Source organism: Exiguobacterium acetylicum DSM 20416, assembly GCF_000702605.1.
Taxonomy (GTDB): Bacteria; Bacillota; Bacilli; order Exiguobacteriales; family Exiguobacteriaceae; genus Exiguobacterium_A; species Exiguobacterium_A acetylicum.
On the sequence record NZ_JNIR01000001.1, the window covers coordinates 523,401 to 549,775 of the forward strand.

The following is a 26,375-nucleotide window of genomic DNA, read 5'->3' on the forward strand; positions in this document are numbered from 1 at the left end:
CTAGCAATATGAGACACATATAAAACACCTTGATTAGGCTGCCTGTACACCGTATTTTTTCGGTGTCAGGTAGCCTAATTTTTCTTGGATTCGTTCTTCGTTATAGTAATTTAAGTAATTAGTAACGCGTTCAGAGACCTCATGGTCTCTTAGTGAATTAAATTTGACGTACTGGAATTCCTCGGACTTTAAATTAGAGTGGAACGATTCGATAACTGCGTTGTCCCAACAGTTTCCTCTACGAGACATGCTGCTTGTTAGGTGATTCCTTTTAACGAATTCTTGAAAGGCGTATGACGTATAGACACTTCCTTGGTCCGAATGAAGGATGACCCCTTCGGGATAGTTTCGATTCTCAAGCGCTATCTTCAACGTATCAATCACAAGAGACGTTTGTTGATGCTCGTATAACTTGTATGCGACGATTTCGTTATTAAAAAGATCCATGATGGTGGAAAGATATTTCGTCGTGCTGCCGTATTGGATATAGGTGATATCCGTCACCCACTTTTGATTCGGTTTACTTGCTGTGAAATCGCGCTTGATGAGATCCGGTGCCGTTATGATGCGCTCACCTTGAGACTTCCATCTTCGCTTCGGCTTGATCCGACATTGGAGATGGTGTTTTTGCATGATTTTCTGTACGGTATTCCGATTGGCTTTTAACTGATAGATTTGCTGTAATAATGCCTTTATTTTTCGATGTCCATTCCGATACTTCGTCTGTTTACTTAGTTCAATGACGGTTTTTTCGAGCACCGAAGGTGCTTTCACAGATTCCTTAATCCAACGGTAATAGCTTGCTCTTGGTACATTCAAAGCGCTAAGAATGGCGGTGATTGTATACTTTCTCCGAAGAAACTCTACAATTTTTATGACTACTTCTTTCTCAACTCTCTTTCGATTTCCATGTACTTTTTTAAGATCTCATTTTCCATCTTCAGATGTGACATTTGTCGTTCTCTCTTGTCATCCTCACTCGCAGAATCTGGACCATGTCCATAGGTATATTGTTTACCGATTGGCTGATCAAATCGATAATGTTCGTTAGAGCGATACCATCTCATCCATGTTTTGATTTGAGATTCATTTTTGATTCCGTACTTCTCCATGATTTCTCTCGTCGTTAACTTACCACTCAGCTTTTCTTTGACTACTGCCCATTTTACTTCACTTGAATATACGTTTTTGCCCATGCAAAAACACCTCCGATGTTAGTACTTTTTAAAAGTGTACCACTCCGAAGGTGTTTTATATTGTCTCAAAATTTTAGGTTAGCCCAGAGTGCCTTCGGTAAAGACGAGGTCTCGCAACAGGCGGTCACCCTCGGAGCATCGTACTTCTTACTTAAACCGTTCAGCATGGATCAGCTCGTTCAAAAAATTCGTCTCGTGACGAATCAAGGACAAGCACCGATCGTCGAAACGATTGATTTAAAAGTCGGTACGACACTTCGAGAAGTGGGGATTGCTCCGCATATTAAAGGCTTCACGTATTTGAAGGACGCTGTCTTAATGGTGCTTGAACGGGAAGATTTACTCGGATTGATCACAAAGGAACTCTATCCGACGATCGCGAAGAAACACCAAACGACGGCTTCTCGTGTCGAACGAGCGATGCGTCACGCCATCAAGTCCGCCTGGAACGAAGGGATGCAACAGCACGAGCTCTTCAATGGCCGAATCGAACAAGAGAAAAGTCCGAAGAACTCAGAATTCATCTCGTATGTTTCGAGTCATATGAATCAAGAACAATCTGGTTAAAGGAAACACACCGTCTGAATGATAGACGGTGTGTTTTTAGTTCCTATCCCGTTCATAGCAAGCGATCAATACGCCGTTATCAAACGTGTGTCGTTTCGTGACATTCCAAGTGATGGGCGTCATTCCGTTGTCGGGAAATAGACGTTTACCAGAACCAATGATGACGGGATAGAGGATCAATCGAAGTTCATCGATCAGATCGGCTTGATAAAGCGTATGAACGAGTTGACTACTCCCCCAGACGTGAAGTGGTGGTCCGTCCTGTTGTTTCAAGCGTGTTAGTTCAGAAGTTGGTTGATTCAAATAAGTCGTCGGCTGCCAAAGAATAGGTGGTGTATGACGCGTAGCAACATACTTCATGGCATGATCAGCAACTGGCCAGATATCTGGGTGGAGTGGCCAGTAACTCGACCATTGCTCGTATGTCTTGCGACCGAGTAACAGGGAGCAATCCTCTTGCATCCATTCACGGATGACCTGACCAATCTCAGGATGTTGAAATGGAGCAGTCCATCCCCCTTGTTCGAAGTCGTTGCTCACATCCTCATTCTTTCCGCTCGGTGCTTGAATGACACCGTCTAACGATAGATGTTCGAATACGATGATTTTTCGCATGAAAGGTCTCCTCTCGATTACGATCTGCTTATAGCATACCGTAAAGCTAAAAATATATAAAAGCGCTTGCAAATAAATATTGCATAAACTGAAATGTTTGTTATAATAAAGGTACCAAATGATTTGGCAAGACGTCAGATGAACGTCGAGTCGATAAGGACTCCGGAAATCCTGTTGACGAACATCATCTCAGAACGCCAACTGTAAATGGCTCAAGAATGCCGGACGACATTCTCTTGGTAGAAGTCGTACCAAGGTATCTTGTTCATTCTAGATGAGAAATCTCGAATGAATGGGAGCTTCCATGATTTCGAAGCTAGGGAAAAGTGGAAGGTAACGGATCGTCTAAAATGAAAAGTACAGTTCGTGAAAAGGAGTGTTGTCTAGCAGTGATTGTTAGCAACCGAATGTTTGACTGCTTCAAGCGGATGACATTATGCTCCACCTAGGTCCCGAGTACAGTCAGATGATGGAACTGAAACACCATTCTATCGTTAGCCCGATAGCCAGATCTGATTTCTTTCTACCTCTTCATTAAGAGGAACACCTAAGGTTTTGGAGTACACGAATAGTTCTAACTATGAGAGGAGTTCATCCGTAAGTGAAACCAATTTTATATGAGTAAAAGGTCCCGCGCTTGAAATGAGTTCAAGAGATGGGGACCTTTTTCTGTGTTCATTTTTTTTGATAGCGGTCGGAGACTTTTCCACGTTTTCGATCGCGATAAAAAACATATCCTGCGACAAATCCAATGCCACCCATCGCAAGAATCAAACCAACGAGACCTTGCAATACATATACGTAAGCCGCATCGCCTAAGTATTTAAACGGCACTTGTGCAATTAGAAAAACACTATCACGCATGAGCTTAATACCAATCGCGCCGATGATGCCGGGGATTAATAATGAGAGCAAACCAATGATACGCATAGGACGCCACTCCTTTCCAAGCGTATTGTATCAAAAAATCGATCGTTCTGCGAATCGGGTTTGCTTCCCTATTTTATTCCGAGTACGATAGAAATGTAAGCAGTTTCAAAGGGGGAATTCATATGCATCATCTACTCGTCGTCGGGGCTGGTCAAGGGGGAACAGAAGTCCTGCATGCGTTTCAACGTTCACCATTATTAACGGTCATTGGTCTTGTCGATCCAAACATGGATGCGCCTGGGGTGGCGCTTGCACGGCGTGCGGACATTCGGATCGAAACGAGCTGGTCAGCTTTCGAAGGGGCGGATGTCGATTTCATCATTGACGCTACAGGAGAAAATGGCGTACTTGAGCAATTGATTCATGATTTTCCGGGAGCGGCGGTCTTACCGGGGGAATTCGTCAGAGTGTTGCTCGAGCGATTGACTGAAAAAGAGAAAATGCTCGAAGCGATCATTCATTGTACGAGCGAAGCAATCTCCGTCGCCGATCAAGACGGACAGACGATGCTGATCAATCCAGCCTATACGCGCATGACCGGTTTCACGGAGCGAGACGTCGTCGGAAAACCGGCAAGTGCCGATATCGGAATGCAGGAATCCGTTCATTTGAAAGTCTTGAATACGGGCGAGAACGTTCGAGATGTTCGCATGAAGATTGGGCAAGATCAACGCGATATCATCGTCAACGCGGCACCCGTCATTGTCGATGGACAAGTCCGTGGTTCCGTTGGGGTCATTCGGGATATCTCGGAAATGAAGGCACTCGCCAAAGAATTGAAGGCAGCGCGACAAAAAATCCGGACGCTCGAAGCCAAATATACATTCGATGATATCATCGCCGAGAGTGAAGCGATGCGCTTCGTCGTCGATCAAGCGAAACTTGCGGCAACGATGCCAGTCAATGTCTTGATTCGCGGTGAATCCGGAACCGGCAAGGAACTGTTCGCGCATGCGATCCATGCAGCGAGCGAACGTAAATATGAACAATTCGTCCGCGTCAATTGTGCGGCAATCGCACCGACGTTACTCGAAAGTGAACTATTCGGGTACGAGGAAGGCGCGTTCTCAGGAGCGCGACGTGGTGGTAAGCGTGGATACTTCGAAGAAGCACACGGGGGTTCGCTGTTCTTAGATGAGATCGGCGAACTGCCACTCGACGTCCAAGCCAAACTGTTACGGGTGTTACAGGAAAATGAAGTCGTTCGCGTCGGTGGTACGAAGGCCATTCCGGTCGATGTCCGGATCATCGCGGCGACGAATGCGAATCTGGAGCAGAAGATCATCATGAATGAGTTCCGAGAAGATCTCTACTACCGGATTAATCGTTTACCGATTCACATACCGGCACTACGTGAGCGTCCGGATGATATCGCGCCATTGACCTTACACTTACTCCGTAAATTGAATCAAAGTTATGGGCGATCGGTCGGACGGATATCGGATGATGTACTCGAAGCAATGAAGAAGCAACCGTGGAAAGGAAATGTCCGCGAGCTTGAAAATGTCATCGGTCGCGCGTTGATTTTTACAGATAAAACAGAAACGGTCTTACGAAAAGGTCATCTTCAGCTTGTCGTGCCACAAACAACAAAAGTTGCGACAAGACAGAAAAAGGAAATCAAACATTTATCAGACGAGATGTCCCACGTCGAAGAACGGTTAATTCGGGAAGCGCTTACTGCCTTTAATGGCAACAAAACAGAAGCGGCGAAACAACTCGGAATTTCTCTCCGGGCACTTTATTACAAAGTGGAACGATTTAACATCTATTCGTAAAGCGCAAATTTTTGCGTGCAATATATTGCAAAAAATGCAAAAGCGTGCAAAATTAAAGACGTTCTTGCTTATCCTACCGTCTCTTTTGAATTGGCACGAAAATTGCTATTACTATTTATGTATGACAGGTGAGGGGGGAATACGGTGAGATTCAGTGAAATGGTCGAGCAGGCAGCTCGACTCGAAGATTCCGTCGTTGCGATTGCAGCTGCGGATGACGAAGAAGTGATGGATGCTGTCGCATTAGCAATTGAGAACGATTTAGCGCGTTTTCATTTGTTCGGGGATGCGACACGGATTCAGCAGATGATTCAAAAACGGGCATTACGGGAGTCACAATTCGTGATTACCCATACCTCTACATCACAAGAAGCGGCAGAACGTGCTGCTCATGCCGTTCGCAAAGGGGATGCGAGCGTCTTGATGAAAGGACTTGTTCCAACAGCAACGTTCATGAAAGCCGTCTTAAACAAAGAAACAGGTCTGCGTTCAGGAAATGTCCTGTCGCATGTCGCGTTGTTCGAAGTACCAGGGCGTGAATCAGCGATTGGATTAACCGACGCAGCGATTCATATCCAACCGTCACTCGAAGACAAGGTGAAGATCATCGAAAACGGTGTCTCCGCCTTACGTGCTCTCGGATACGGCTTACCGAAAGTCGCAGTCTTAGCAGCCGTCGAAGTCGTCAATCCGACGATGCAGGCGACGATTGATGCCGCACTTTTAACACAGATGAACCGACGTGGTCAAATCAAGGATTGCCTTGTAGACGGACCACTCGCGCTTGACAATGCCGTGAATCTCGTCGCTGCCCAGCAAAAAGGGTTAACGGGAGACGTAGCAGGTCAGGCGGATTTACTCGTCGTTCCGCAAATCGAAGTCGGGAACGTCATCTACAAATCACTCATGTATTTCGCACATGCTTCGGTTGCGGCGATTCTCGTCGGGGCACGGGCTCCGGTCGTATTGACAAGCCGTGCCGATACAGCAGAAGCAAAAATGTACTCACTAGCCTTTGCGCTTTTAAATGCTCAACAGACGAAAAAAGTAAAACAAACAATCTGAGGAGGAACTTAAAATGGTCGAAACAAACGTAGAATCACGCTTCAGCATCTTTGAAACAATGGAGATGGAAGATTACGAACAAGTCGTTTTTTGCCACGATAAAGTATCGGGATTAAAAGCGATCATCGCGATTCATGACACGACACTCGGACCGGCACTCGGTGGACTTCGTATGTGGAACTATGCATCAGACGAAGAAGCATTGATTGATGCGCTCCGTTTATCAAAAGGGATGACGTATAAGAACGCAGCTGCTGGTTTGAACCTCGGTGGTGGTAAAGCTGTCATCATCGGAGATGCGAAGACACAAAAGTCAGAAGCACTCTTCCGGGCATTCGGACGTTACGTCCAGTCACTGAATGGTCGTTACATCACAGCAGAAGATGTTAATACGACGGTTGCAGACATGGATTACATCCATATGGAGACAGATTTCGTCACTGGTGTCAGCCCAGCATTCGGATCAAGTGGTAACCCGTCACCAGTTACAGCATACGGTGTCTACCGTGGGATGAAAGCAGCGGCAAAAGAAGTGTACGGAACAGATTCACTTGGTGGAAAAACGATTGCGATCCAAGGTGTCGGTAACGTTGCCTTCAATCTATGCCGTCATTTGCATGAAGAAGGGGCGAAACTGATCGTCACGGACATCAACCAAGAAGCACTTCAACGTGCAGAAGAAGCATTCGGTGCACTGATCGTCGCACCAGAAGACATCTACAGTGTCGAAGCAGATATCTTCGCTCCATGTGCCCTCGGTGCGACATTAAACGACGAGACGATTCCACAATTGAAAGTTAAGATCATCGCCGGTGCGGCAAATAACCAACTCAAAGAAGACCGTCACGGTGACATGCTCGAAGAACGCGACATTTTATACGTACCAGACTTCGTCATCAATGCCGGCGGTGTCATCAATGTTGCTGACGAACTCGACGGATACAACCGTGACCGTGCCATGAAAAAAGTCGAACTCGTCTACGATGCAGTCACGAAAGTATTTGAAATCGCAAAACGCGACCACCTACCAACGTACCGGGCGGCTGAAAAAATGGCAGAAGAGCGTATCGCGACGATGCGTAGTGCCCGTAGTCAGTTCCTACGTCGTGATAAAAACATTCTAGGATCACGCGGCTGATCAGAGGAGGATATCCATGAGCGAACGTATTTTAACGATCAATCCTGGTTCGACGTCGACGAAGATCGGTATCTTCGAAGCAGCGAACCAGGTGTTCACGAAGACGTTACGCCATCCAGCGGAAGCGGTCGGAGGACCGCTTCCAGCACAGCTGGAGATGCGTCGTCATGTGTTACTCGAAGTATTAGCTGAAGAGCAGATTGATTTGAAAGCGCTTACTGCTGTCGTTGGGCGCGGAGGGTTACTCCGACCGCTCGTCAGCGGTACGTACGCAGTCAATCGGGAAATGCGAGAAGACTTACTCAGCGGTATTTTTGGCGTCCATGCCTCAAACCTCGGTGGACTTCTTGCAGATGAGATTGCTCGGACACTCGACATCCCATCATTCATCGTTGATCCGGTCGTCGTTGACGAGCTCGAGCCGATTGCGCGGATTACAGGCTTACCTGAACTTGAACGAAAGAGTATTTTTCATGCCTTGAATCAAAAAGCTGTCGCGAAACGGTACGCGAAGGAAATCGGACGTCCGTATGAGGAACTGCGTCTGATCATCGCACACATGGGCGGCGGGATTACGGTCGGTGCGCATCAAGAGGGGCGTGTTATCGACGTCAACAATGGACTCGATGGAGAAGGACCGTTTTCGCCAGAACGTAGCGGATCGCTACCTGTTGGTCAACTAGTAGAACTATGTTATAGTACCAAGTATAAACTTGAAGAGATGAAGCGTCTGGTCGTTGGGTCAGGCGGACTTGTCGCGCACTTGGGAACGTTTGACGCGATCGAGATTGAGCGGCGGATTGAAGAGGGCGACGAAAAAGCGGCATTGTTATATGACGCGATGGCGTACCGGATTGCAAAAGAGATCGCTGGTCAAAGTGCTGTCTTGTTCGGTCAGATCGACGCGATCATTCTCACAGGCGGACTTGCCTATAGTGATCGGTTGACGCGTGCGATCGAAGAACGTATCGCCCACCTCGGTCAAGTCGTACGTAGTCCTGGTGAAGATGAGTTGCAGGCGCTCGCAGAAGGAGTGTTGCGTGTCTTACGTGGGGAAGAAGAAGTTAAGGAATATGGAGGCGAACCAACATGGCTAGAGAATTCGACGTCGTTGTCCTAGGTGGTGGACCCGGTGGATATGTCGCCGCGATCCGTGCGGCACAAGCCGGGAAGTCGGTAGCAATCGTGGAACAAGGAAAATTAGGCGGGACATGCTTACATCGTGGCTGCATCCCATCTAAAGCCTTTTTGAAATCAGCAGCAGTCTATCAGACGGTCAAACACGCTGCTACATATGGCGTGGACGTACCGGAATCGTTTTTACGATTCGAACAGGTCAAGCAACGCAAACAAGAGATCGTAGATGGATTAGAGGCAGGCATTCAGCATCTGATGAAAAAAGGAAAGATTGAAGTCTTTCACGGTCGGGGTTCGATTCTTGGACCAAGTATCTTTTCACCGATGCCGGGTACGATCAGCGTCGAGCCGGAAGAAGGCGAAGGCGAGTTGATTCTTCCACGTCAATTGATCGTCGCGACAGGGTCGCGTCCACGTCCATTGAATGGACTTGCTTTTGATTCAGAGTATGTCCTCAGTTCGGATGATGCACTCGATATGGCAGATTTGCCAAAATCGATTGTCATCATCGGCGGTGGCGTCATCGGTGTCGAATGGGCATCGATGTTGACGGATTTTGACGTCGCAGTAACGGTCGTCGAATTCAGCGACCGGATCTTACCGACGGAAGATGCGGCAGTCAGCCGTGAAGTCGCTCGTCAACTGAAAAAGCGTGGCGTCAAGATTCATACGGGTGCAGCTGCACAAAGCGATACGTTCCGGATGTCGGAAGACGGTGTTTCGATCGCAATCGACCGTAACGGAGAACAGACGACGCTTGAAGCGGATAAGTTACTTGTCGCGATCGGTCGAATGGCAAACGTCGAAGGCATCGGAATCGAAAACACGAATATCGTCGTCGAAAATGGCTTCATCCAAGTAGATGACCATTTCCGGACGAAGGATCAACATATCTATGCGATCGGGGACGTCATCGGTCGCTTACAACTAGCGCACGTCGCGTCAGCAGAAGGTGTCAAAGCGGTCGAAGCGATCGTAAACGGAACGACGACACCACTTGAATATGCGTTCGTACCTCGTTGTATTTACAGCGTACCGGAAGCGGCATCGGTCGGTTTGACGGAAGACGAAGCAAAACGTGCCGGAATGGACGTCAAGGTAGGGAGCTTCTCGTTCAACGGATTAGGAAAAGCGCGGATCGAAGGAGAGGCAGCAGGCTTCATCAAGCTCGTCTCGGATGCGAAAACGGATGATCTCGTCGGCGTCCACATCGTCGGACCAAAAGCAACGGAACTGATCAGTGAAGGTGGATTAGCGCTCGTACTCAATGCAACGGCATGGGAAGTCGGACAGCTCGTGCATCCGCACCCAGCCTTGTCAGAAGCATTCGGAGAAGCAGCACTTGCAGTCGACGGACTTGCGGTTCACGCCTAAGGAGGAATTACGGATGGAAAAAATAGAATTCAAAGAATTAGTAGAACTCGGATTAACGGAACAGGACGCGATTCACATGTTCGAAACGATGGTCCGTGCGCGGAAGATTGACGAACGGATGTGGAAATTGAACCGAGCTGGTAAAATTCCTTTCCTCGTCTCATGTCAAGGACAAGAAGCTGCTCAAGTCGGTGCGGCGTTCGCCCTTGAAAAAGGAACGGACTACATTTTGCCGTATTATCGTGATTTAGGCGTCGTCTTGCACTTTGGTCAAACATCACGCGATATCATGCTGTCGGCATTCGCAAAGGCAGAAGATCCGAACTCAGGTGGTCGCCAAATGCCAGGACACTATGGTTCACGTGCCTTGAACATCGTCACAGGTTCAAGTCCGGTCACGACACAAGTACCACATGCTGTCGGGATCGCACTAGCTGCGAAGATGCGTAAGGAGCCACTCGTCGCGTACGTCTCGTTCGGAGAGGGATCTTCAAACCAGGGAGACTTCTGCGAAGGGGCAAACTTTGCCGGAATTCACAAGCTTCCTGTCATCTTGTTCTGTGAAAACAACAAATACGCCATCTCGACACCACTCTCGAAACAGTTATCTGCGAAACACGTTGCTGACCGGGCGATCGGTTACGGAATGCCTGGCTATACAGTGGACGGTATTGATCCACTTGCTGTCTTCAAAGTCGTCAAGGAAGCGCGCGAACGCGGATTACGGGGAGAAGGTCCGACCTTGATCGAAGTTGAAGTCGAACGCCTCGTACCACACTCATCGGATGATGACGATAAATCATACCGTTCTGCTGAAGAACTCGATGCCTTAAAAGCACGTGACGGGATCAAACTCTTCCGTGCGCGTCTGATCGAAATGGGTGTCCTGACGGAAGAATCAGCGACCGCAATCGAACAAACGATGGAAAAAGAAGTCGACGAAGCAACAGCTTATGCGGAAGCAGCGGCTTACGACGCGCCAGAAAATGCATTACGTTATGTGTACGACGAGGAGGAAACGAAATGACGACGTTAAGTTTAATCGAAGCGATCAACAGTGCAATCAAAGAAGAGATGGAACGCGACGAGTCCGTCTTCATCCTCGGCGAAGATGTCGGTGTCCGTGGTGGTGTCTTCCGGGCGACACAAGGATTGCTCGAACAATTCGGAGAAGAACGTGTCATCGATGCACCGCTCGCTGAAAGTGCGATTGCCGGTGTCGGAATAGGAGCTGCGATGTACGGCATGCGCCCGATTGCTGAAATGCAATTTGCTGACTTCATCATGCCAGCAGTCAACCAAATCGTTAGTGAAGCGGCGAAGATTAGGTATCGTTCGAACAACGACTGGACATGTCCGATTGTCATCCGCGCACCGTTTGGCGGCGGTATTCACGGGGCACTTTATCATTCTCAGTCGGTCGAGGCGATGTTCAACTCGACGCCAGGTTTGAAAATCGTCATCCCATCGAATCCATACGATGCGAAAGGATTGCTAAAGGCAGCGATTCGTTCGAATGACCCAGTCTTGTTCTTCGAACATAAACGGGGCTATCGTCTGTTGAAGGGGGATGTCCCTGAAGGCGATTATACGGTTGAAATCGGTAAAGCAGACGTCAAGCGTGAGGGCGAAGACGTGACGATCATCACTTACGGACTATGTGTCCATATGGCACTCGAGGCGGCGACACGCCTTGAAAAAGACGGGATCGATGTTCACATCCTTGACTTGCGGACCGTCTATCCGATCGACCGTGAAGCCGTCGTCGAAGCAGCGAAAAAGACGGGGAAAGTCTTGCTCGTCACGGAAGATAATAAAGAAGGTAGCGTCATGAGCGAAGTGTCGGCGATCATTGCAGAAGAAGCATTGTTCGATCTCGATGCACCAATCGAGCGTCTCTGTGGTCCAGACGTACCAGCGATGCCATACGCTCCGACGATGGAGAAGTTCTTCAACATCTCAAGTGAGAAGATTGAAGATAAAATCCGGACGTTACACGCATACTAAGGGGGAACTGACCGATGAAGACTGAAACACTTACGATGCCACAACTCGGGGAAAGCGTCACTGAAGGGACGATTTCGATGTGGCTCGTCAAACCGGGCGATACTGTCAAAAAATATGATCCGATTGCAGAAGTCATTACCGATAAGGTAACAGCAGAAGTCCCATCTTCGTTTGATGGTGTGATTGAAAAACTGCTTGCTGAAGAAGGTGATACGTTGCAAGTCGGTGACGCGATCGTCACGATGCAAGTCAGCGGCGGATCAACAGAAGTCGCTGCAACAGAACAAGAAGTACCTGCTGTCGAAGAGACGACGACGGCTGATACATCGATGAAAAAACGTTATTCACCAGCTGTCTTGAAACTATCGAGTGAACACGGCATTGATCTCGAACAAGTGACGGGGACAGGAGCCGGCGGACGGATTACCCGGAAAGATCTCTTGAAACTGATCGAGTCTGGCTCTATTCCGACACCACAAGCAACTGAACCAAAACCGGAAGCGCAAGCGAATCCGGTAGCGCCTCCAACAGAAGCACCATCCGCACCGAAACGTCCGGTCAGTACACCACAACCGACGGAAACGGGCGACATCGAGATTCCGACTGCCGGTGTGCGTCAAGCAATCGCTTCGAACATGGTTCGTGCGAAACACGAAGCGCCACATGCCTGGTTGATGATCGAAGTGGATGTCACGAACTTGGTCGAAGCACGTAATCGTCATAAAGATGCGTTCTTCAAACAAGAAGGGGTCAAACTAACGTTCTTGCCGTTCTTCATGAAGGCGACGGTCGAAGGATTGAAGAAACATCCGATCATGAACTCGACATGGGCGGGAGATAAGATCATTCAAAAGAAAGCGATCAACCTATCACTTGCCGTCGCGACGCAGGACGCTCTGTTCGTACCAGTCGTCAAGAATGCGGATGAACTAAGCATCAAGGGAATCGCACGCGCGATTGATGACTTCGGGAAACGCGCACAAGCAGGCACGTTGTCGTCTGCAGAGATGCAAGGCGGGACGTTTACGGTCAACAATACAGGATCGTTTGGTTCGATCCAATCGGCACCGATCCTCAACTTCCCGCAAGCTGCGATTCTATCTGTTGAATCGATCGTCAAGCGTCCAGTTTGGGTGAACGGCATGTTCGCAGCACGCGACATGGTCAACCTCTGTATGTCGATCGACCATCGAGTACTCGACGGACTAGTGGCCGGACAGTTCCTGCAAACCGTCAAACAAGCACTCGAATCGATCGATCCGAACCAACTTTCCTTATACTGAGATTTTCCAGTTGACAGGGAAGAAGAAGCATCGTAATATAAGAATCAATTCAACACACGATAGCAAAGACGAAGAGAAGTAACTTGTGAAACGATTCAAGAGAGCTGATGGGTGGTGCGAATCAGTATCGGGTAACAAGCGAATGGCCTTCTGAGCTTCAGACCGAATCCCTTCAGTGGGTAGTAGGCTCTGACGGGTTCCTCCCGTTATCGGGGTCGACGAATCAGGACAATGGTCCGGTTCGTTTCAAAGGGGACGGTGTCAGCATCGTCAACGAAGGTGGTACCGCGGGTCTTCCCGTCCTTCATGTTCTACATGAATGGGCGAGAAGACCCTTTTCGTATACAATCGAATCGAACAAATCGTAGAGTGAGTTAAGTAGCGAGACAACATCGGCGTTTCAGAGAGCGGAAGAATGGTGCGACTTCCGTACGCCGAGGTTTCGTGAATGGTCTCATGAGAGCGTGGCTGAACGAAGAAGTAGGTCGCGACGGATGCCCCCGTTATCGTAGGCTATGATGTCTCTTATTTAGACGCATCAGACAGAGTGGGAACGGTCGAACCGTTCCAATCGAGAGGTGGCACCGCGAGATCATCGTCCTCCATGCAGCATACGCTGTGTGGGGGACTTTTTTATATTCCAGGAGGCGAACAGGGATGGTTCAGACAGACACACTTATCATCGAACAACTTGAACTAAACGGCGACGAGATGACGCCGATCATGATTTTTCAACAACTGAGCGGAACACAGAAATGTTTGCTTGAAAGTTCTGCGCATACGGATCAAGGACGGTATTCGATCATCGGTGTTGATCCGGTGGAGATGATTCGCGCAGATGGACGGACCGTGACGCGGGAACAGTTGACGACAGGTCGATTGACGCAGGAAACGGGTGATCCAGTACGACTGATGCAACAGATGATCCTCCGGGATGGCGTTGAAGAAGACCTTCCGTTTTTAGCGGGTGGGATCGGATATGTCGGTTACGACATGATGCGCGCCTATGAAACGCTTGGTGATATTCCAGAGCGAACGAGACAACTACCGGACGCGCTACTCGCCGTATACGACCAAATCATCCTGTTCGATCATCTCGAACATCGTGTTCATTTGATTCAGACGTCGCTCGGTGGCATCACCGATCGTGATGAATTACGTCAACGTCTAGCAGAGCGGAAAGTACAACTTGAGCAACCGCGAGAGCGAACGGATATCGAGCGTCCACTCCGAGATGTCGTCTACGAACCATTGATGGATCAAGAGACGTTTGAAGGACTCGTCGAACAAGCGAAGAGGCATATCCACCAAGGCGACGTCTTCCAGCTCGTACTCTCACAGCGCCTCGATGCGACGTTCTCAGGTGACCCGTTCCAGTTTTATCGGAAGCTCCGCAAGGACAATCCAAGCCCTTATCTTTTCTATATCGACTTAGGGGAAGCAATCGTACTCGGTGCCTCCCCGGAAAGTTTGGTCCAAGTCAAAGGGAATCGCGTGACGACGAATCCGATTGCCGGCACACGCCGCCGGGGGAAGACGAAAGAGGAGGACGAACGGCTGGCAGAGGAGTTGCTTCACGATGAGAAGGAACGCGCCGAGCACAGGATGCTTGTCGATCTCGGACGCAACGACCTCGGTCGGATTTGTCAGATCGGTACCGTCGAGGTGACGCGATTCATGCAAATCGAGCGCTTCAAGAACGTCATGCACCTCGTCTCCGTCGTTGAAGGGACGTTAGCAGACGGAAAGACCGGAGCAGACGCACTCGTCTCTTGTCTACCAGCTGGGACGGTCACGGGAGCTCCGAAAATCCGAGCGATGCAGTTGATTGACCAGTACGAACAGGTGAAACGAGAAGTATATGCCGGGGCTGTCGGCTATTTCGATGTTCGGGGGAATATGGATTTTGCCCTCGCCATCCGGACGATGGTGATCAAAGATGGTGTCGCCTCTGTTCAAGCAGGTGCTGGCATCGTCTACGACTCGATTCCACGCCTCGAGTACCAGGAGACGTTACACAAAGCGAAATCACTACTGGAGGTTTGGAAATGATCGTCCTGATTGATAACTATGATTCCTTTACCTATAACCTATACCAATACGCATCCGTTTATACGGACGTCCACGTCATTCGAAACGATGCGGTCAGCATAGAAGGACTCCGCGAGATGAAGCCGGACGGCATCATCCTCTCACCCGGTCCCGGTCGCCCGGCTGACGCTGGCATCTGCATCGATCTGATTCGTCAATTATCGGGTCAAGTACCGATTCTCGGTGTCTGTCTCGGACATCAGGCAATCGGCGAAGCATTCGGAGGAAGCGTCGTCGAAGCACCGGTCATCATGCACGGGAAGACATCGATGATTCGACAATCGGGACAACTCTTCGCCGAAATGACGGAAACGTTAGAGGTCATGCGCTATCATTCGCTGATCGTCGCTCGAAACGACTTACCGACGGAGCTCGTCATCACGGCAGAAACGGATGACCGGACGATCATGGCGCTCGAACACCGGACGCATCCGACCTTCGGAATCCAGTTCCATCCCGAATCCGTCGGAACACCACAAGGACAGCAGATGATTAAACGATTCATTGAATTGACGAAGGAGTGACAAACGATGAAAGAGACGTTATTGAAATTAGCAGAAGCGAAACATTTACGATATGAAGAGATGCAACAAGCAGCACGCGAACTGTTTGCGGAAGACGTTACCGATAGCGAAATTGCCGCTTTTCTCGTTGCATTGAAAGCAAAAGGGGAGACTGCAGAAGAATTAGCTGGTCTCGCTTCGATCATGCGCGAGGTCGCCCTCGACATTCCGGTCACGGGTGAGTTCATGGATAACTGCGGTACAGGAGGCGATGGCTCACAATCGTTCAACATCAGTACGACAGCGGCCTTCGTTCTAGCAGGTGCTGGTATGAAAGTCGCAAAACACGGGAACCGGAGTGTCTCGAGTAAAACGGGCAGCGCTGATGTGCTCGAAGCACTTGGGGTTTCGCTCGATACGACACCGGAACGTTTAGCAGAACAGCTCGAGTCAAACGGAATCGCCTTCTTGTTTGCGCAACGGATGCATCCACGTGTCAAGCAAATCATGAAGGTCCGACGCGATTTGCGGATTCCGACAATCTTTAACTTGATCGGTCCATTGACGAACCCAGTTCCGCTCAAGACACAACTATTAGGAATTTACCGCGAGGATATGCTGGAGACGATGGCATTGACTTTACATCGACTCGGTCGGAAGCGGGCAATCGTCTTGCACGGTGCGAACGGAATGGATGAAGCGTCCCTTGCCGGAACGAACCAACTCGTCTTACTCGACGCAGGCGAGCTGATTCGCTTCAGTCTTCATCCGGAGGAAGTCGGACTGAAGACCGCACCGCTTGAAGCGATTCGCGGAGGTAGTGCACAAGAAAATGCGGCCATTTTACTGCAAGTCCTTGGTGGTGAGCATGGTGCTTATCGTGACACGGTCCTACTCAATGCTGGAATTGCCCTCTTTGCAGCGAACCGTGCGAAGACGATTCAAGAAGGAATCGCTTTAGCAGCAGATAGCATCGACTCAGGACGAGCGATGGAACGATTGAATCAATTACGACAAATGACTCGGGAGGAAGCAATCGGATGAATATCTTAGATCGCATCATCGAAACGAAACGGACAGAAGTCCTACAATTGAAATTAACTGGTGTCGAACGGATCGACCGGGAGGCATTGAAGCCGTCGATTAAGCAACGACTATCGGGAGCGGAGTTATCCGTCATCGCGGAAATCAAACGAGCGTCGCCATCAAAAGGGGCAATCGCACTTGACGTCGACGTCGTCGCTCAAGCGAAACAATATGAAGCGAGTGGGGCGACCGTCATCTCCGTCTTGACGGACGAGACGTACTTCAAAGGATCGATGGATGATTTAGCGGCAGTCGCTGCAGCAGTCGACATCCCGGTGCTTTGTAAGGATTTCATGATCGACCGGATTCAGATTGACCGCGCAAAAGCACATGGAGCACGGTTGATTCTCTTGATCGTCGCCGCTCTCGAACAAGAGACGCTTGCTGACTTGTATGCGTATGCTTACGCGGAAGGACTTGAGGTTTTAGTCGAAGTCCATGACGAAGAGGAATTACGCCGAGCAGAGGCGATCGGTGCGCAAATCATCGGCATCAACAACCGCAACTTGAAAAAGTTCGAAGTCGATTTACAGACATCGGTCGGATTACTCGAACAGAAACAACCGGACGTCCGGTACATCAGTGAGAGTGGCATCAAGACGGTCGAGGAAGCACAGCGATTACATGCTGCCGGTGCAGACGGAATTCTCGTCGGCGAGACATTGATGCGGGCAGACGATCCACAAGTCTTCATCCGAGAAGTGAGTGGCGTGCGCGTATGACACGGATTAAGTTCTGTGGTCTCCGGGAAAGAGAACATGTCGAAGCAGCAGTTCGCTTAGCGGACTACATCGGCTTCGTCTTTGCTAAAAGTAAACGACAGGTCACGCTGGAAGAGGCAGCACGTCTTAGACGCGATATTCCAAGTACAGTCCAGGTCGTCGGTGTCTTCGTCTCCCCGACCTATCAACAGGTGATTGATGCGGTCGAACAGGTCGAACTGGATCTCGTTCAAATTCATGGGACGATCCCGGACGGCAAGATACCGGTTCCGACCATTCAAGCGATTCCGGTGACGGATATCGCAAAAGTAGAACAACAGACGGATTATTTACTCGTCGACGCACCGGTTGCTGGAAGTGGCGAGACATTCGACTGGTCACGAGATATTCAAGCAGAACGTCCACTGTTCATTGCCGGTGGCTTGACAGCTGACAACGTAGGAGAAGCAATCAAACGATATCAACCGTTCGCCGTCGATGTCTCAAGTGGCATCGAGACGGATGGACGGAAAGATTCCATCAAAATGCAGGCATTCGCTGATGCCGTAAAGGAGAGAGAAGCATGAGCTACGCACAACCGGATACACTCGGACAATATGGTAAATACGGAGGACGCTACATCCCGGAAACATTGATGCACGCGGTGATCGAACTCGAAGAAGCATACGCAACCGTAAAAGAGGATCCAGCGTTTCAAGCACGGATGGACGAATTGCTGAAAGAATACGTCGGACGTGAAACACCACTTTATTTTGCCGAACATTTGACGCAAACGATTGGTGGCGCAAAGATCTATTTAAAACGAGAAGACTTGAACCATACCGGTGCCCATAAAATCAACAATACGATCGGTCAAGCGTTACTGGCTGAACGGATGGGGAAACGGAAAATCGTTGCTGAGACAGGGGCAGGACAACACGGCGTCGCGACAGCGACGGTCTGTGCTTTACTCGACCTCGAATGTGTCATCTTCATGGGCGAAGAGGACGTCCGTCGTCAAGAGTTGAACGTCTTCCGGATGGAGTTACTCGGAGCAACCGTCATCCCGGTCACCCAAGGGAGTCGGACACTTAAAGATGCCGTCAATGAAGCACTTCGTTACTGGGTCAAACATGTCGAGGACACGCACTACTTGATGGGTTCTGTTCTCGGACCACACCCATTCCCGCAACTCGTCCGTGATTTCCAAGCGGTCATCGGAAAAGAGACACGACGCCAAATCATCGAAAAAGAGGGACGTCTGCCGGAGGCGATCGTCGCTTGTGTCGGCGGCGGTAGTAACGCGATCGGCATGTTCCATCCGTTCATCGATGATACAGATGTAAAATTATACGGAATCGAAGCAGCGGGTAGCGGAATCGACACAGAGAAACACGCAGCGACGATGACAAAAGGAGAGGTCGGTGTCTTGCACGGCTCGATGATGTATCTCTTACAGGATGCACATGGTCAAGTACAAGAAGCGCACTCAATCTCAGCTGGACTCGATTATCCGGGTGTCGGTCCGGAGCATAGTCTGCTAAAAGATATCGGTCGTGTTCAGTATGAAGCGGTGACCGATGAACAAGCTCTCGAAGCACTTCAGTTGTTGAGCCGTAAGGAGGGAATCATCCCGGCACTCGAATCGGCACACGCCATTGCCTACGCGACTCAACTCGCGGCAGAGATGGACAAAGAAGAGATTCTCGTCATCTGTCTATCAGGACGCGGCGACAAAGACGTCGTCACTGTCAGAAACGCACTAAAGGGGGAAGCATGATGCGATTAGAAACAGCCATTCGTAACGTTACGAGCAAAGGGGAGAAAGCCTTCATCCCGTACGTGATGGGCGGAGATGGAGGAATTGATCAACTCCCGGAAATCCTTTCGTTTCTCGCTGAATCCGGCGCGACAGCGATTGAAGTTGGTGTCCCGTTTTCGGATCCCGTCGCTGACGGTCCGGTCATTCAAGAAGCGGGACTCCGGGCGCTAGAAGCGAACGTCGGACTGAAGGATGTCCTTGAGGCAGTTCGCGTTGCCCGTCAGACCGTCGATGTTCCGGTCGTTTTGATGACGTACCTGAATCCGATTTTCCGCTACGGATTAACAGCGTTTCTAGCGACATGCCGCGAAGTCGGGGTCGACGGACTGATCATTCCTGATTTGCCGCTTGAGCAGAGCGAACAGTTTTTCGAACAAGAAGACAAATCGGACATCGCGCTCGTTCAACTCGTCTCCTTGACGAGTCCGATGGAGCGGATCCAAAAGATTGCCGATAAAAGTGAAGGCTTCCTCTATGCGGTCACGGTCAACGGAACGACAGGCGGACAGACGACGTTTGATACGGCGCTCGAAGACCACTTAGCGAACGTCGCAGCAAACAGTCCAGTACCGGTCCTTGCTGGATTCGGGATCAGTACACCGGAACATGTCAAACAATTGAGTCACCCAGTCTCGGGTGTCATCGTCGGTAGTAAGATCGTCGACTTACTCCATCAGAATGATCGAGAAACGATTCAACAGTTGATGGCAGCGCGTCTTGCGGCGACGCCGTCACATTAATAAAAAAGAGCTGACTCAAAAGTCAGTCTCTATAAAGAAAAGGGTGGCAGAATGATAATCTGCCACCCTTTTCTCGTAAAAAAATGACGCGTCACACGCCACTCCTACAGGAAAAAGCGCATTTATGCGCTTGAGAGACGAACAAGCCCGCATTTCTGCTTGAATGAAGCAGGAAAGCGAGTCTTGTGTCTCGCCTGAGGAAAGGGCGTGAAAAGACGCGTCATTCTTTTTAAGTCAGTCCCTTTTTCGTATAGATGTCACTGTTGAACGAGCGACTTCTGCAAGTTGGTATACAGCGGTTCGAATCCGAGTTCCTCATAAAACGTTGCGGCACGATCGTTGACCGCCCAGACATTCAAGCGAACCGCATCGACCTTTCGCTCGAGTGCTAGTTCTTCCGCCGCCTGCATCAACTGGCGACCGGTTCCCGAAGAACGATGGGAAAAGGTGACACCAACGTCGGTGACGTTCAGGATCCGAACGGGCTTGAACCGGTCAGGTGCTGGTGCCGTCCATTTACCGAACAAGTAACCGGTGATGTCGTCTCCGTCGAGCGACGTCAGACAGAGGTGTTGTTCTGAATCGAGCATTTGTCCTAAGGACTCTAGCGTATAAGGCGTCAAAACATCTGGATGAAAATGTGGTGATAACCGCTTATGATGCTCGAACGTATCTGCCGTCAAGGAAAGCAGGACAGAGAGGTCTGAAGTACGGCTCGTGCGGATCATCAAGCAATCACTCCGATCATCGATTTTGTTTGAGTACTTCGGCGACGAGACCCGATACATACGGACTGCCACGATCTTCTTTTTCGACCGATTCAATCATGATGGCAACGAGAAGATCTTTTTTGTCGTTGTCGTAACCGACGAAGAAGCCGTTCTCTTTTCCATCGGTTTCGCCTGCCTTTTTCAATTCTGCCGTGCCGGTCTTACCGGCAACATCGACTTCCTTGATGTCAGCCGGGAGTGTGTAGCCGTTATGGACGACGTCATAGAGATCATCGCGAATCATCTTCGCGTCATTCGCATCCAGCAGATCTTTTTTGAAGACTTGCTTCGTTTTTTCCTCTTGTAAAAGGGTCGGACGATAAATCGTTCCGTCAGTTAGGAAAATTTCATACATCGACGCTAGGTGGAGAATGTTTGTCAGCATCTGTCCTTGTCCATACGACGTATCCATCAGTTGTCCATCTGAAGCAATCGTCCCGTCGTTTGAGATTTGAGAAGCGCGTAGCGGATACGTGAACGGTAACTTCTCACCGTAACCGAGCGCTTCAAGTCCAGACGTGAACGCCTTCGTTCCAACCTGTTCGAGTGTGGAACGGGCGAAGTAGATGTTATCGGAATAAACGAGCGCATTGTGCAGATTAACGGGTGCTGGCGTTTCGTGAATCCGTGTGACGTTAAAACCATCGATCTTATTTTTCAGTCCATTGATCGTATAGGCTTTTTCCGGGTCAAGTGTTCCACTCTTTAAGCCAACCGCGGCCGTCAGAGGCTTTTGAGTCGAACCGGGTGCGAAGGCACTCGTGAATCGGTTCAACAACGGTTGATCCGGATCCTGCGTCAGTTCATCGAGTCGCGCTTGCGAGATCCCTGACATGAACTCAGAAGGATCAAAGCCTGGGGAGCTGAGTAAGACACGCGTCTCACCAGTCCGCGGATCGATTGCCGATGCCGTTCCTGGAGCCTCTTTCATCGTGTCATATGTTTTTTTCTGGAGCGTAGCATCAATCGTCAACGGGATATCCTCACCATCCGTCGGTTTTGTTTCAGCGACGGTGACGCTTGATCCGTCTTTCTTTTGTAGAATGATCGAAGCTCCGGCTTTACCGCGTAAGCGATCATCAAGGACTTGTTCGAGACCCCGTTTCCCGATCTGTTCGCCAGCTTGGATTTTATTTTTTGATTCTTTAATCTCGTCTGCTGTCGCCGAACCGATATAACCGATCAAGTGTGAAGCGGCCTTTCCGAGTGGATATGTTCGGACTTCCGTCTCTTTGACGCTGATCCCTGCAATGTCACGCAATTTCGATACCGTTGTTTCATCGGTCAGTGTTTTGAGCGGAACGAATTGTCCATCCTTAACCCAACTTGCTTTTAAGGAATCTTCAACCGATGAGGTCGGGCGGTCGAGCAATTCGGCAACTTGTGCGACATCTTTAAGTTGTCCTGCAGTTGCGCCGACAGCATACCCTTTACCGGAGGTCGCGAGCGGTTTATCGTTCGCGTCGAGTAAATCACCGCGTTTCCCTTCAACGGTTTGTAACTGAACCTTGTCTTCTTTCTTAAAGTCTTTTAGAACAAACGAAGAGTCCCAGTCAATGAACCAGTTTTCTGTTTCTCCTTGTTTCTCGAATGTTAACGGAACTTGTTTATCATAAGCAACGGCTCCTGCAACCGTATCGAAAGAGATCCGCACGGGAAGAGACGCTTTTTCTTCATCCGTTGCTTCCTTCGCTTTCTTCCGTTCGATGGATAACTTTTTGATATCAAGCGTTTTCGACAATTGTTTTGTCCGGTCGATGAATTCTTTTTTACCATATTCTTTTTTAGTAGCCGTACTCGCGTACGTATACATCTTATCGTAATCTTGTTTTTCCCAAAGTTTGATGTAGGCATCAAGACGTTCTTCTGGTGTCGGTTGATCTTGACATCCGGCAAGTAACGCCACACCAAACGTCGCTGATAAAAGAAGAGGGATCGTTCGTTTCATGGGTTTCGCCTCCGTTGTGGATTAGACTCATAATCATACCGTACCACTCCTGTCAGGAGATTTCATCTGAAACACAAAACCGGACTTCTCATGGGGAGAAGTCCGGTGAATCAAGCTTAGTTGAAGTAATTGAGTGGATTAACGCTGTTTGCAGCAGATGTTCCGCTGTAGACGTAAGGACCGCGATGCATTTCGAAGTGAAGATGCGCACCGAACGCGTTACCTGTTGCACCAATCGTACCGATTTTCGATCCTTTTGCAATCGTTTGTCCGACTGCGACAGAGCGACTGTTCAAGTGTGCATACACCGTCGTATATTGGATGCCGTTAACAGTATGTGTCATCATGACATGATTGCCATACGCGCCGTAATAACGAGACGTGATGACTTTACCAGCGGCTGATGCATAGACAGGTGTACCTGCTGGAGCACCGATATCGATACCGTTGTGGAACGTGTAACCGTAAACGCCACTTGCAGCACCATATCCTTGTGTGATCGGGCCACTCGCTGGACGAGAGAAACCAGTCGTTGCTTTTGTTGAAGTCGTCGTACTGTATTTTTTAACATATGTAGAAGAAACATAGCGTGATGCGCCACCGTAAGAAATTTTTGTCCATGAACCGGAAACACCGAGATAATTGAATGTCTGTCCTGTATTGACGATACCGACGATTTTATAAGCCGTTGATGGACCTGTACGAACACGAAGTCCGTCTGCCATGACCTTTACTTTATATGTTGTTGCGGCCTCGACTTTCGAAGTACTCGTTGTAGCAAAACCTGAAACTACCAAAGCTGTCATTGTCATTGTTGTAAGTAAACGTTTCATTGAGTGTATTTCCTCCTTAAAAATCTGAAGCGCCAGAACTGATCATTACAAAATTGTAAGATTTTATGTATAATTATTTATTTTAAAGAATGATTTTTCGCCTGAGATGATTATAGCATCGTCAATAACACGAAAATATTTCAAATATGTTTCAAAATTACGCTTTGTTAACATATATTGTAATGGATTAATAAGTAAAAAAGAACTGACGGAGAGTCAGTTCTTTTTTCTATGAACCTATACTGTTATTCAGCAGAAGAGGGTGAAAACACAGTCAAATGTTGCGGGAGTACTTCGACAGTCACGGGAACGTGACCTGCTGTATCTCCATCGGCATTGATCGGCAATTCCTCTTTCGAGCGAATTTCAACACGTGTCGTCGTGAAGTGTTCGATTTGATCGGCCTTTGATAACCCACCTGTGATGAGTTTAGGTAATGCTTGAAGCGCATCAAAAAATCCGAGCTTCGTAATGATGAAACCGTGCAACAGTCCATCATCGACTTTTGCGTCTTCCGCAAACGATTCGAATCCGCCAACTGAATTCGTCAAAGCGATGATTAACAAATGTGCCTCCCCATCGAATTGTTTTTCAGCGGAATCGATTTCGATCGGATACGGGCTATGATCCTTAAAGGCTTTCAGACCTTCTATGAAATAGGCAACCGATCCGAGTGACGTTTTTTGTTCGACACTGACTTCCTCGACGGCTTCCGCAATCAGACCAACAGCGATGACGTTCATGAAGTAATGGTCATCATATTTACCGATATCGAGCGGTCGGGTAGGGGCATCAGCTAAGATCTGAATCGCCTCTTCCGGATCCGTTGGGATGTGTAGGGCGCGCGATAAGTCATTGACCGTTCCGAGTGGGACGATCCCGAGTGTTGGGCGATGTGGTTGTTCTGCGATTCCGGTGATGACTTCATTGACCGTTCCGTCACCTCCCATGGCGATGACGGCGTCGTAATTAGACTGGGCAGCATGACGTGCAAATTCCGTCGCATCGTGTTCTTTTTCCGTGAACCGAACGTCGACGGTTTCAAAACGAGTAGCAAGTGTTTCTTCGGCAAGCGTTGCGTGTTTTTTTCCGAGTTCTTTACCGGAAGACGGGTTGATGATGAGCATGACTTGAGACAAGATGAATTCCTCCTTCAGGACAATCTGTTGACTTTTTCCCTGTCCGATGAAAACATAATCCAAATTCTTTTTGACAAATAAAAACACCGAGTAGGCGTATGGCTTACTCGGTGCTAAAGTTCGAACTCAGAAGTGATTTATTGTGATGGAGGCACTTCACCAGCCGCAGGACGTGCTTCTTCTTCGACATCCCAACACTCCGTATTTTCGATCCCGAGTGCTTTTGCTGAGAAGACAGGATCGAGTCCCTGTTTCCGTTGTTCCTGATAATCTTTGATGACTTTGAGGGCGATGCCGCTCAAGAGGAGAATCGCTGTCATATTGATCAATGTCATGCCTGCCATGAAGAGATCGGCAAAGCTCCATACCATACCGAGGCTAAGAACGGATCCGATGAAGACGAAGCCCATTGTCGCAATCCGGAAACCGAAGACGGCTGCAGGACTTTGTTTGATGAACTCGATGTTCGTTTCGCCGTAGTAGTAGCTACCAACGATCGAACTAAAAGCAAATAAGAAGACGCTGAGTGCGATGAATGGTGGCGCAATCGCACCGAATTCCTCAGAGAGTGCGTTTTGTAACATACCGATTCCTTCGCCATTTCCAGCAGCGTAACTATCACTGAGGAGAATGATCGTTGCTGTCGCTGTACAGACGATCAATGTATCAAGGAATACGCCGAGTGTTTGCAAGAAACCTTGTTTTGCTGGGTGCGAAACTTCAGCAGCAGCAGCAGCGTTCGGAGCAGACCCCATCCCGGCTTCGTTTGAGAACAATCCACGTTTGACACCGAGTGAGATCGCAGCACCGACCGAGCCACCGAATGCTTGCTCGATTCCGAAGGCGCTTTTGAAGATCATTGCGAATACACCAGGAAGTTCCGACAGGTTCGTGACGACGACATAAAGAGCAGCAATCAAGTAGAGACCTGCCATGATAGGAACGATGATCGCAGAGAATTTCGCGACACGGTGGACACCACCAAAGATGACGAGTCCAGTCAAGACGACGAGTGCAGCACCGACGACAGCTGTGTTGATACCGAACGCATTGTCAAAGGCAGCGGCAATCGTGTTTGATTGAACGGAGTTGAAGATAAGACCAAACGTCACAGCAATCAAGATTGCAAAGACGATTCCGAGAGCTCGGTTCTTCAAGCCTTTTTCGATGTAGTAGGCAGGACCACCACGGTACGCGTTCGATTTCGTATCGCGTACTTTATAGACTTGAGCCAGTGTACTTTCGATGAGAGCCGTCGCGCCCCCTAAGAGAGCGACCATCCACATCCAGAAGACGGCACCTGGTCCGCCGAGTGTGACGGCAATGGTGACACCGGCAAGGTTACCCGTACCAATCCGTGTCGCAGCACCGATAAAGAACGACTGGAGAGAAGTGATGCTTTCCCCTTTATCGTCTGTTGTTTGTTCACTTTTATCGAGCGTGACGCGGAACATCTCTTTTAAGTAAGTGAATTGGATGAAGCCAGTTCGGATCGTGAAGTAGATCCCGCCGCCGATCAATACGGCAATTAGTACATACGACCATAAAATGTTATTGGCGTAATCGACACTTCCTTGAATAACTTGCTGAATGGCGTTCATGATGGTGTATTCCTCCCAAAGAATAATAAAAGCTATACGCTAAATTATACG

The 26,375-nt window shown here is 49.1% G+C and carries 24 protein-coding genes and 2 other annotated features; of the genes, 16 read left to right on the forward strand and 8 right to left on the reverse strand.

Translation table 11 applies throughout. The features are described 5' to 3' along the window. Positions 1-33: 33 nt before the first annotated feature. Positions 34-1,196, reverse strand: a protein-coding gene (locus P401_RS0102665) for an IS3 family transposase (RefSeq protein ID WP_152548164.1) whose coding sequence is annotated in 2 segments (ribosomal slippage) — positions 34-920 and positions 920-1,196 — 1,164 coding nt in all. Because the reading frame shifts where the segments join, the coding sequence is not laid out codon by codon here. Positions 1,197-1,256: 60 nt separating this feature from the next. On the opposite strand from P401_RS0102665, the gene P401_RS0102675 reads away from it, so the two are divergent. Beyond that, a complete protein-coding gene (locus P401_RS0102675; protein WP_236627061.1) occupies positions 1,257-1,763 on the forward strand; it encodes a sporulation initiation factor Spo0A C-terminal domain-containing protein in 507 nt (168 codons plus the stop codon). 36 nt (positions 1,764-1,799) lie between these two features. Here the strand turns inward: P401_RS0102675 and P401_RS0102680 are convergent, their stop codons facing one another. Further along, complete coding sequence (locus P401_RS0102680) at positions 1,800-2,378, reverse strand: dihydrofolate reductase family protein (protein ID WP_029341106.1); 579 nt, start codon at positions 2,376-2,378, stop codon at positions 1,800-1,802. 675 nt (positions 2,379-3,053) lie between these two features. After that, positions 3,054-3,308: a DUF2627 family protein gene (locus P401_RS0102685; protein ID WP_023467590.1), complete on the reverse strand. Its 255-nt coding sequence runs from the start codon at positions 3,306-3,308 to the stop codon at positions 3,054-3,056. A gap of 122 nt (positions 3,309-3,430) precedes the next feature. Between P401_RS0102685 and P401_RS0102690 the strand changes: the two genes are divergently transcribed. The 15 genes from P401_RS0102690 to trpA all read left to right on the forward strand — a co-directional run bounded on the left by P401_RS0102690 (position 3,431) and on the right by trpA (position 20,033). Then, positions 3,431-5,086 (forward strand): sigma-54-dependent Fis family transcriptional regulator, encoded by a 1,656-nt coding sequence (locus P401_RS0102690; protein WP_029341107.1) that lies wholly within the window; start codon positions 3,431-3,433, stop codon positions 5,084-5,086. Positions 5,087-5,230: 144 nt separating this feature from the next. Continuing rightward, positions 5,231-6,151 (forward strand): phosphate butyryltransferase, encoded by a 921-nt coding sequence (gene yqiS, locus P401_RS0102695; RefSeq protein WP_029341108.1) that lies wholly within the window; start codon positions 5,231-5,233, stop codon positions 6,149-6,151. A 13-nt stretch (positions 6,152-6,164) separates the two neighbouring features. Then, positions 6,165-7,289, forward strand: a complete 1,125-nt coding sequence (locus tag P401_RS0102700; protein WP_023467593.1) for a Leu/Phe/Val dehydrogenase — start codon at positions 6,165-6,167, stop codon at positions 7,287-7,289. A 16-nt stretch (positions 7,290-7,305) separates the two neighbouring features. Further along, positions 7,306-8,409, forward strand: a complete 1,104-nt coding sequence (gene buk, locus P401_RS0102710; RefSeq protein WP_029343376.1) for a butyrate kinase — start codon at positions 7,306-7,308, stop codon at positions 8,407-8,409. Beyond that, positions 8,379-9,800 carry a dihydrolipoyl dehydrogenase gene (lpdA, locus tag P401_RS0102715; RefSeq protein WP_029341109.1) on the forward strand — a complete coding sequence of 474 codons (1,422 nt, stop codon included), beginning with the start codon at positions 8,379-8,381 and terminating at the stop codon, positions 9,798-9,800. Before buk ends, lpdA begins: the two co-directional genes overlap by 31 nt. Positions 9,801-9,813: 13 nt before the next feature. Continuing rightward, complete coding sequence (locus P401_RS0102720) at positions 9,814-10,827, forward strand: thiamine pyrophosphate-dependent dehydrogenase E1 component subunit alpha (protein ID WP_029341110.1); 1,014 nt, start codon at positions 9,814-9,816, stop codon at positions 10,825-10,827. After that, the gene (locus P401_RS0102725) at positions 10,824-11,807 is read left to right on the forward strand and encodes an alpha-ketoacid dehydrogenase subunit beta (protein WP_023467596.1); all 984 of its coding nucleotides are present in this window, start codon (positions 10,824-10,826) and stop codon (positions 11,805-11,807) included. The genes P401_RS0102720 and P401_RS0102725 overlap by 4 nt, the downstream gene beginning before the upstream one ends. A 14-nt stretch (positions 11,808-11,821) precedes the next feature. Then, positions 11,822-13,090, forward strand: a complete 1,269-nt coding sequence (locus tag P401_RS0102730; RefSeq protein ID WP_029341111.1) for a dihydrolipoamide acetyltransferase family protein — start codon at positions 11,822-11,824, stop codon at positions 13,088-13,090. A 56-nt stretch (positions 13,091-13,146) separates the two neighbouring features. Then, positions 13,147-13,398, forward strand: a binding site (T-box leader). A 48-nt stretch (positions 13,399-13,446) separates the two neighbouring features. Continuing rightward, positions 13,447-13,696 (forward strand) — a binding site (T-box leader). A gap of 51 nt (positions 13,697-13,747) precedes the next feature. Beyond that, positions 13,748-15,142 (forward strand): anthranilate synthase component I, encoded by a 1,395-nt coding sequence (trpE, locus tag P401_RS0102740; protein WP_029341113.1) that lies wholly within the window; start codon positions 13,748-13,750, stop codon positions 15,140-15,142. Further along, positions 15,139-15,705, forward strand: coding sequence for an anthranilate synthase component II (locus P401_RS0102745; protein ID WP_029341114.1), 567 nt, complete (start codon positions 15,139-15,141; stop codon positions 15,703-15,705). Before trpE ends, P401_RS0102745 begins: the two co-directional genes overlap by 4 nt. Before the next feature lie 6 nt (positions 15,706-15,711). Next, entirely contained in the window at positions 15,712-16,728 is a 1,017-nt protein-coding gene (gene trpD, locus P401_RS0102750) for an anthranilate phosphoribosyltransferase (RefSeq protein WP_029341115.1), read from the forward strand. Then, positions 16,725-17,492, forward strand: coding sequence for an indole-3-glycerol phosphate synthase TrpC (gene trpC, locus P401_RS0102755; protein WP_029341116.1), 768 nt, complete (start codon positions 16,725-16,727; stop codon positions 17,490-17,492). The genes trpD and trpC overlap by 4 nt, the downstream gene beginning before the upstream one ends. Then, on the forward strand, positions 17,489-18,058 hold the full coding sequence (locus tag P401_RS0102760; RefSeq protein ID WP_029341117.1) for a phosphoribosylanthranilate isomerase: 570 nt from the start codon (positions 17,489-17,491) through the stop codon (positions 18,056-18,058). Before trpC ends, P401_RS0102760 begins: the two co-directional genes overlap by 4 nt. After that, positions 18,055-19,251, forward strand: a complete 1,197-nt coding sequence (gene trpB / locus P401_RS0102765) for a tryptophan synthase subunit beta (RefSeq protein ID WP_023467602.1) — start codon at positions 18,055-18,057, stop codon at positions 19,249-19,251. The genes P401_RS0102760 and trpB overlap by 4 nt, the downstream gene beginning before the upstream one ends. Next, positions 19,251-20,033 (forward strand): tryptophan synthase subunit alpha, encoded by a 783-nt coding sequence (gene trpA, locus P401_RS0102770; RefSeq protein ID WP_029341118.1) that lies wholly within the window; start codon positions 19,251-19,253, stop codon positions 20,031-20,033. Before trpB ends, trpA begins: the two co-directional genes overlap by 1 nt. Positions 20,034-20,290: 257 nt before the next feature. Here trpA and P401_RS18000 read toward each other — a convergent pair whose 3' ends face one another. The 5 genes from P401_RS18000 to P401_RS0102795 form a co-directional block, all read right to left on the reverse strand. Continuing rightward, on the reverse strand, positions 20,291-20,761 hold the full coding sequence (locus P401_RS18000; protein ID WP_029341119.1) for a GNAT family N-acetyltransferase: 471 nt from the start codon (positions 20,759-20,761) through the stop codon (positions 20,291-20,293). A 16-nt stretch (positions 20,762-20,777) separates the two neighbouring features. Then, positions 20,778-22,751, reverse strand: a complete 1,974-nt coding sequence (locus P401_RS0102780; RefSeq protein ID WP_029341120.1) for a penicillin-binding transpeptidase domain-containing protein — start codon at positions 22,749-22,751, stop codon at positions 20,778-20,780. Positions 22,752-22,867: 116 nt separating this feature from the next. Then, complete coding sequence (locus P401_RS0102785; RefSeq protein ID WP_029341121.1) at positions 22,868-23,584, reverse strand: peptidoglycan DD-metalloendopeptidase family protein; 717 nt, start codon at positions 23,582-23,584, stop codon at positions 22,868-22,870. A gap of 245 nt (positions 23,585-23,829) precedes the next feature. Beyond that, positions 23,830-24,723, reverse strand: coding sequence for a diacylglycerol/lipid kinase family protein (locus tag P401_RS0102790; protein WP_029341122.1), 894 nt, complete (start codon positions 24,721-24,723; stop codon positions 23,830-23,832). Between the two features lie 137 nt (positions 24,724-24,860). Further along, positions 24,861-26,324, reverse strand: coding sequence for an alanine/glycine:cation symporter family protein (locus tag P401_RS0102795; RefSeq protein WP_029341123.1), 1,464 nt, complete (start codon positions 26,322-26,324; stop codon positions 24,861-24,863). Positions 26,325-26,375: the final 51 nt, after the last annotated feature.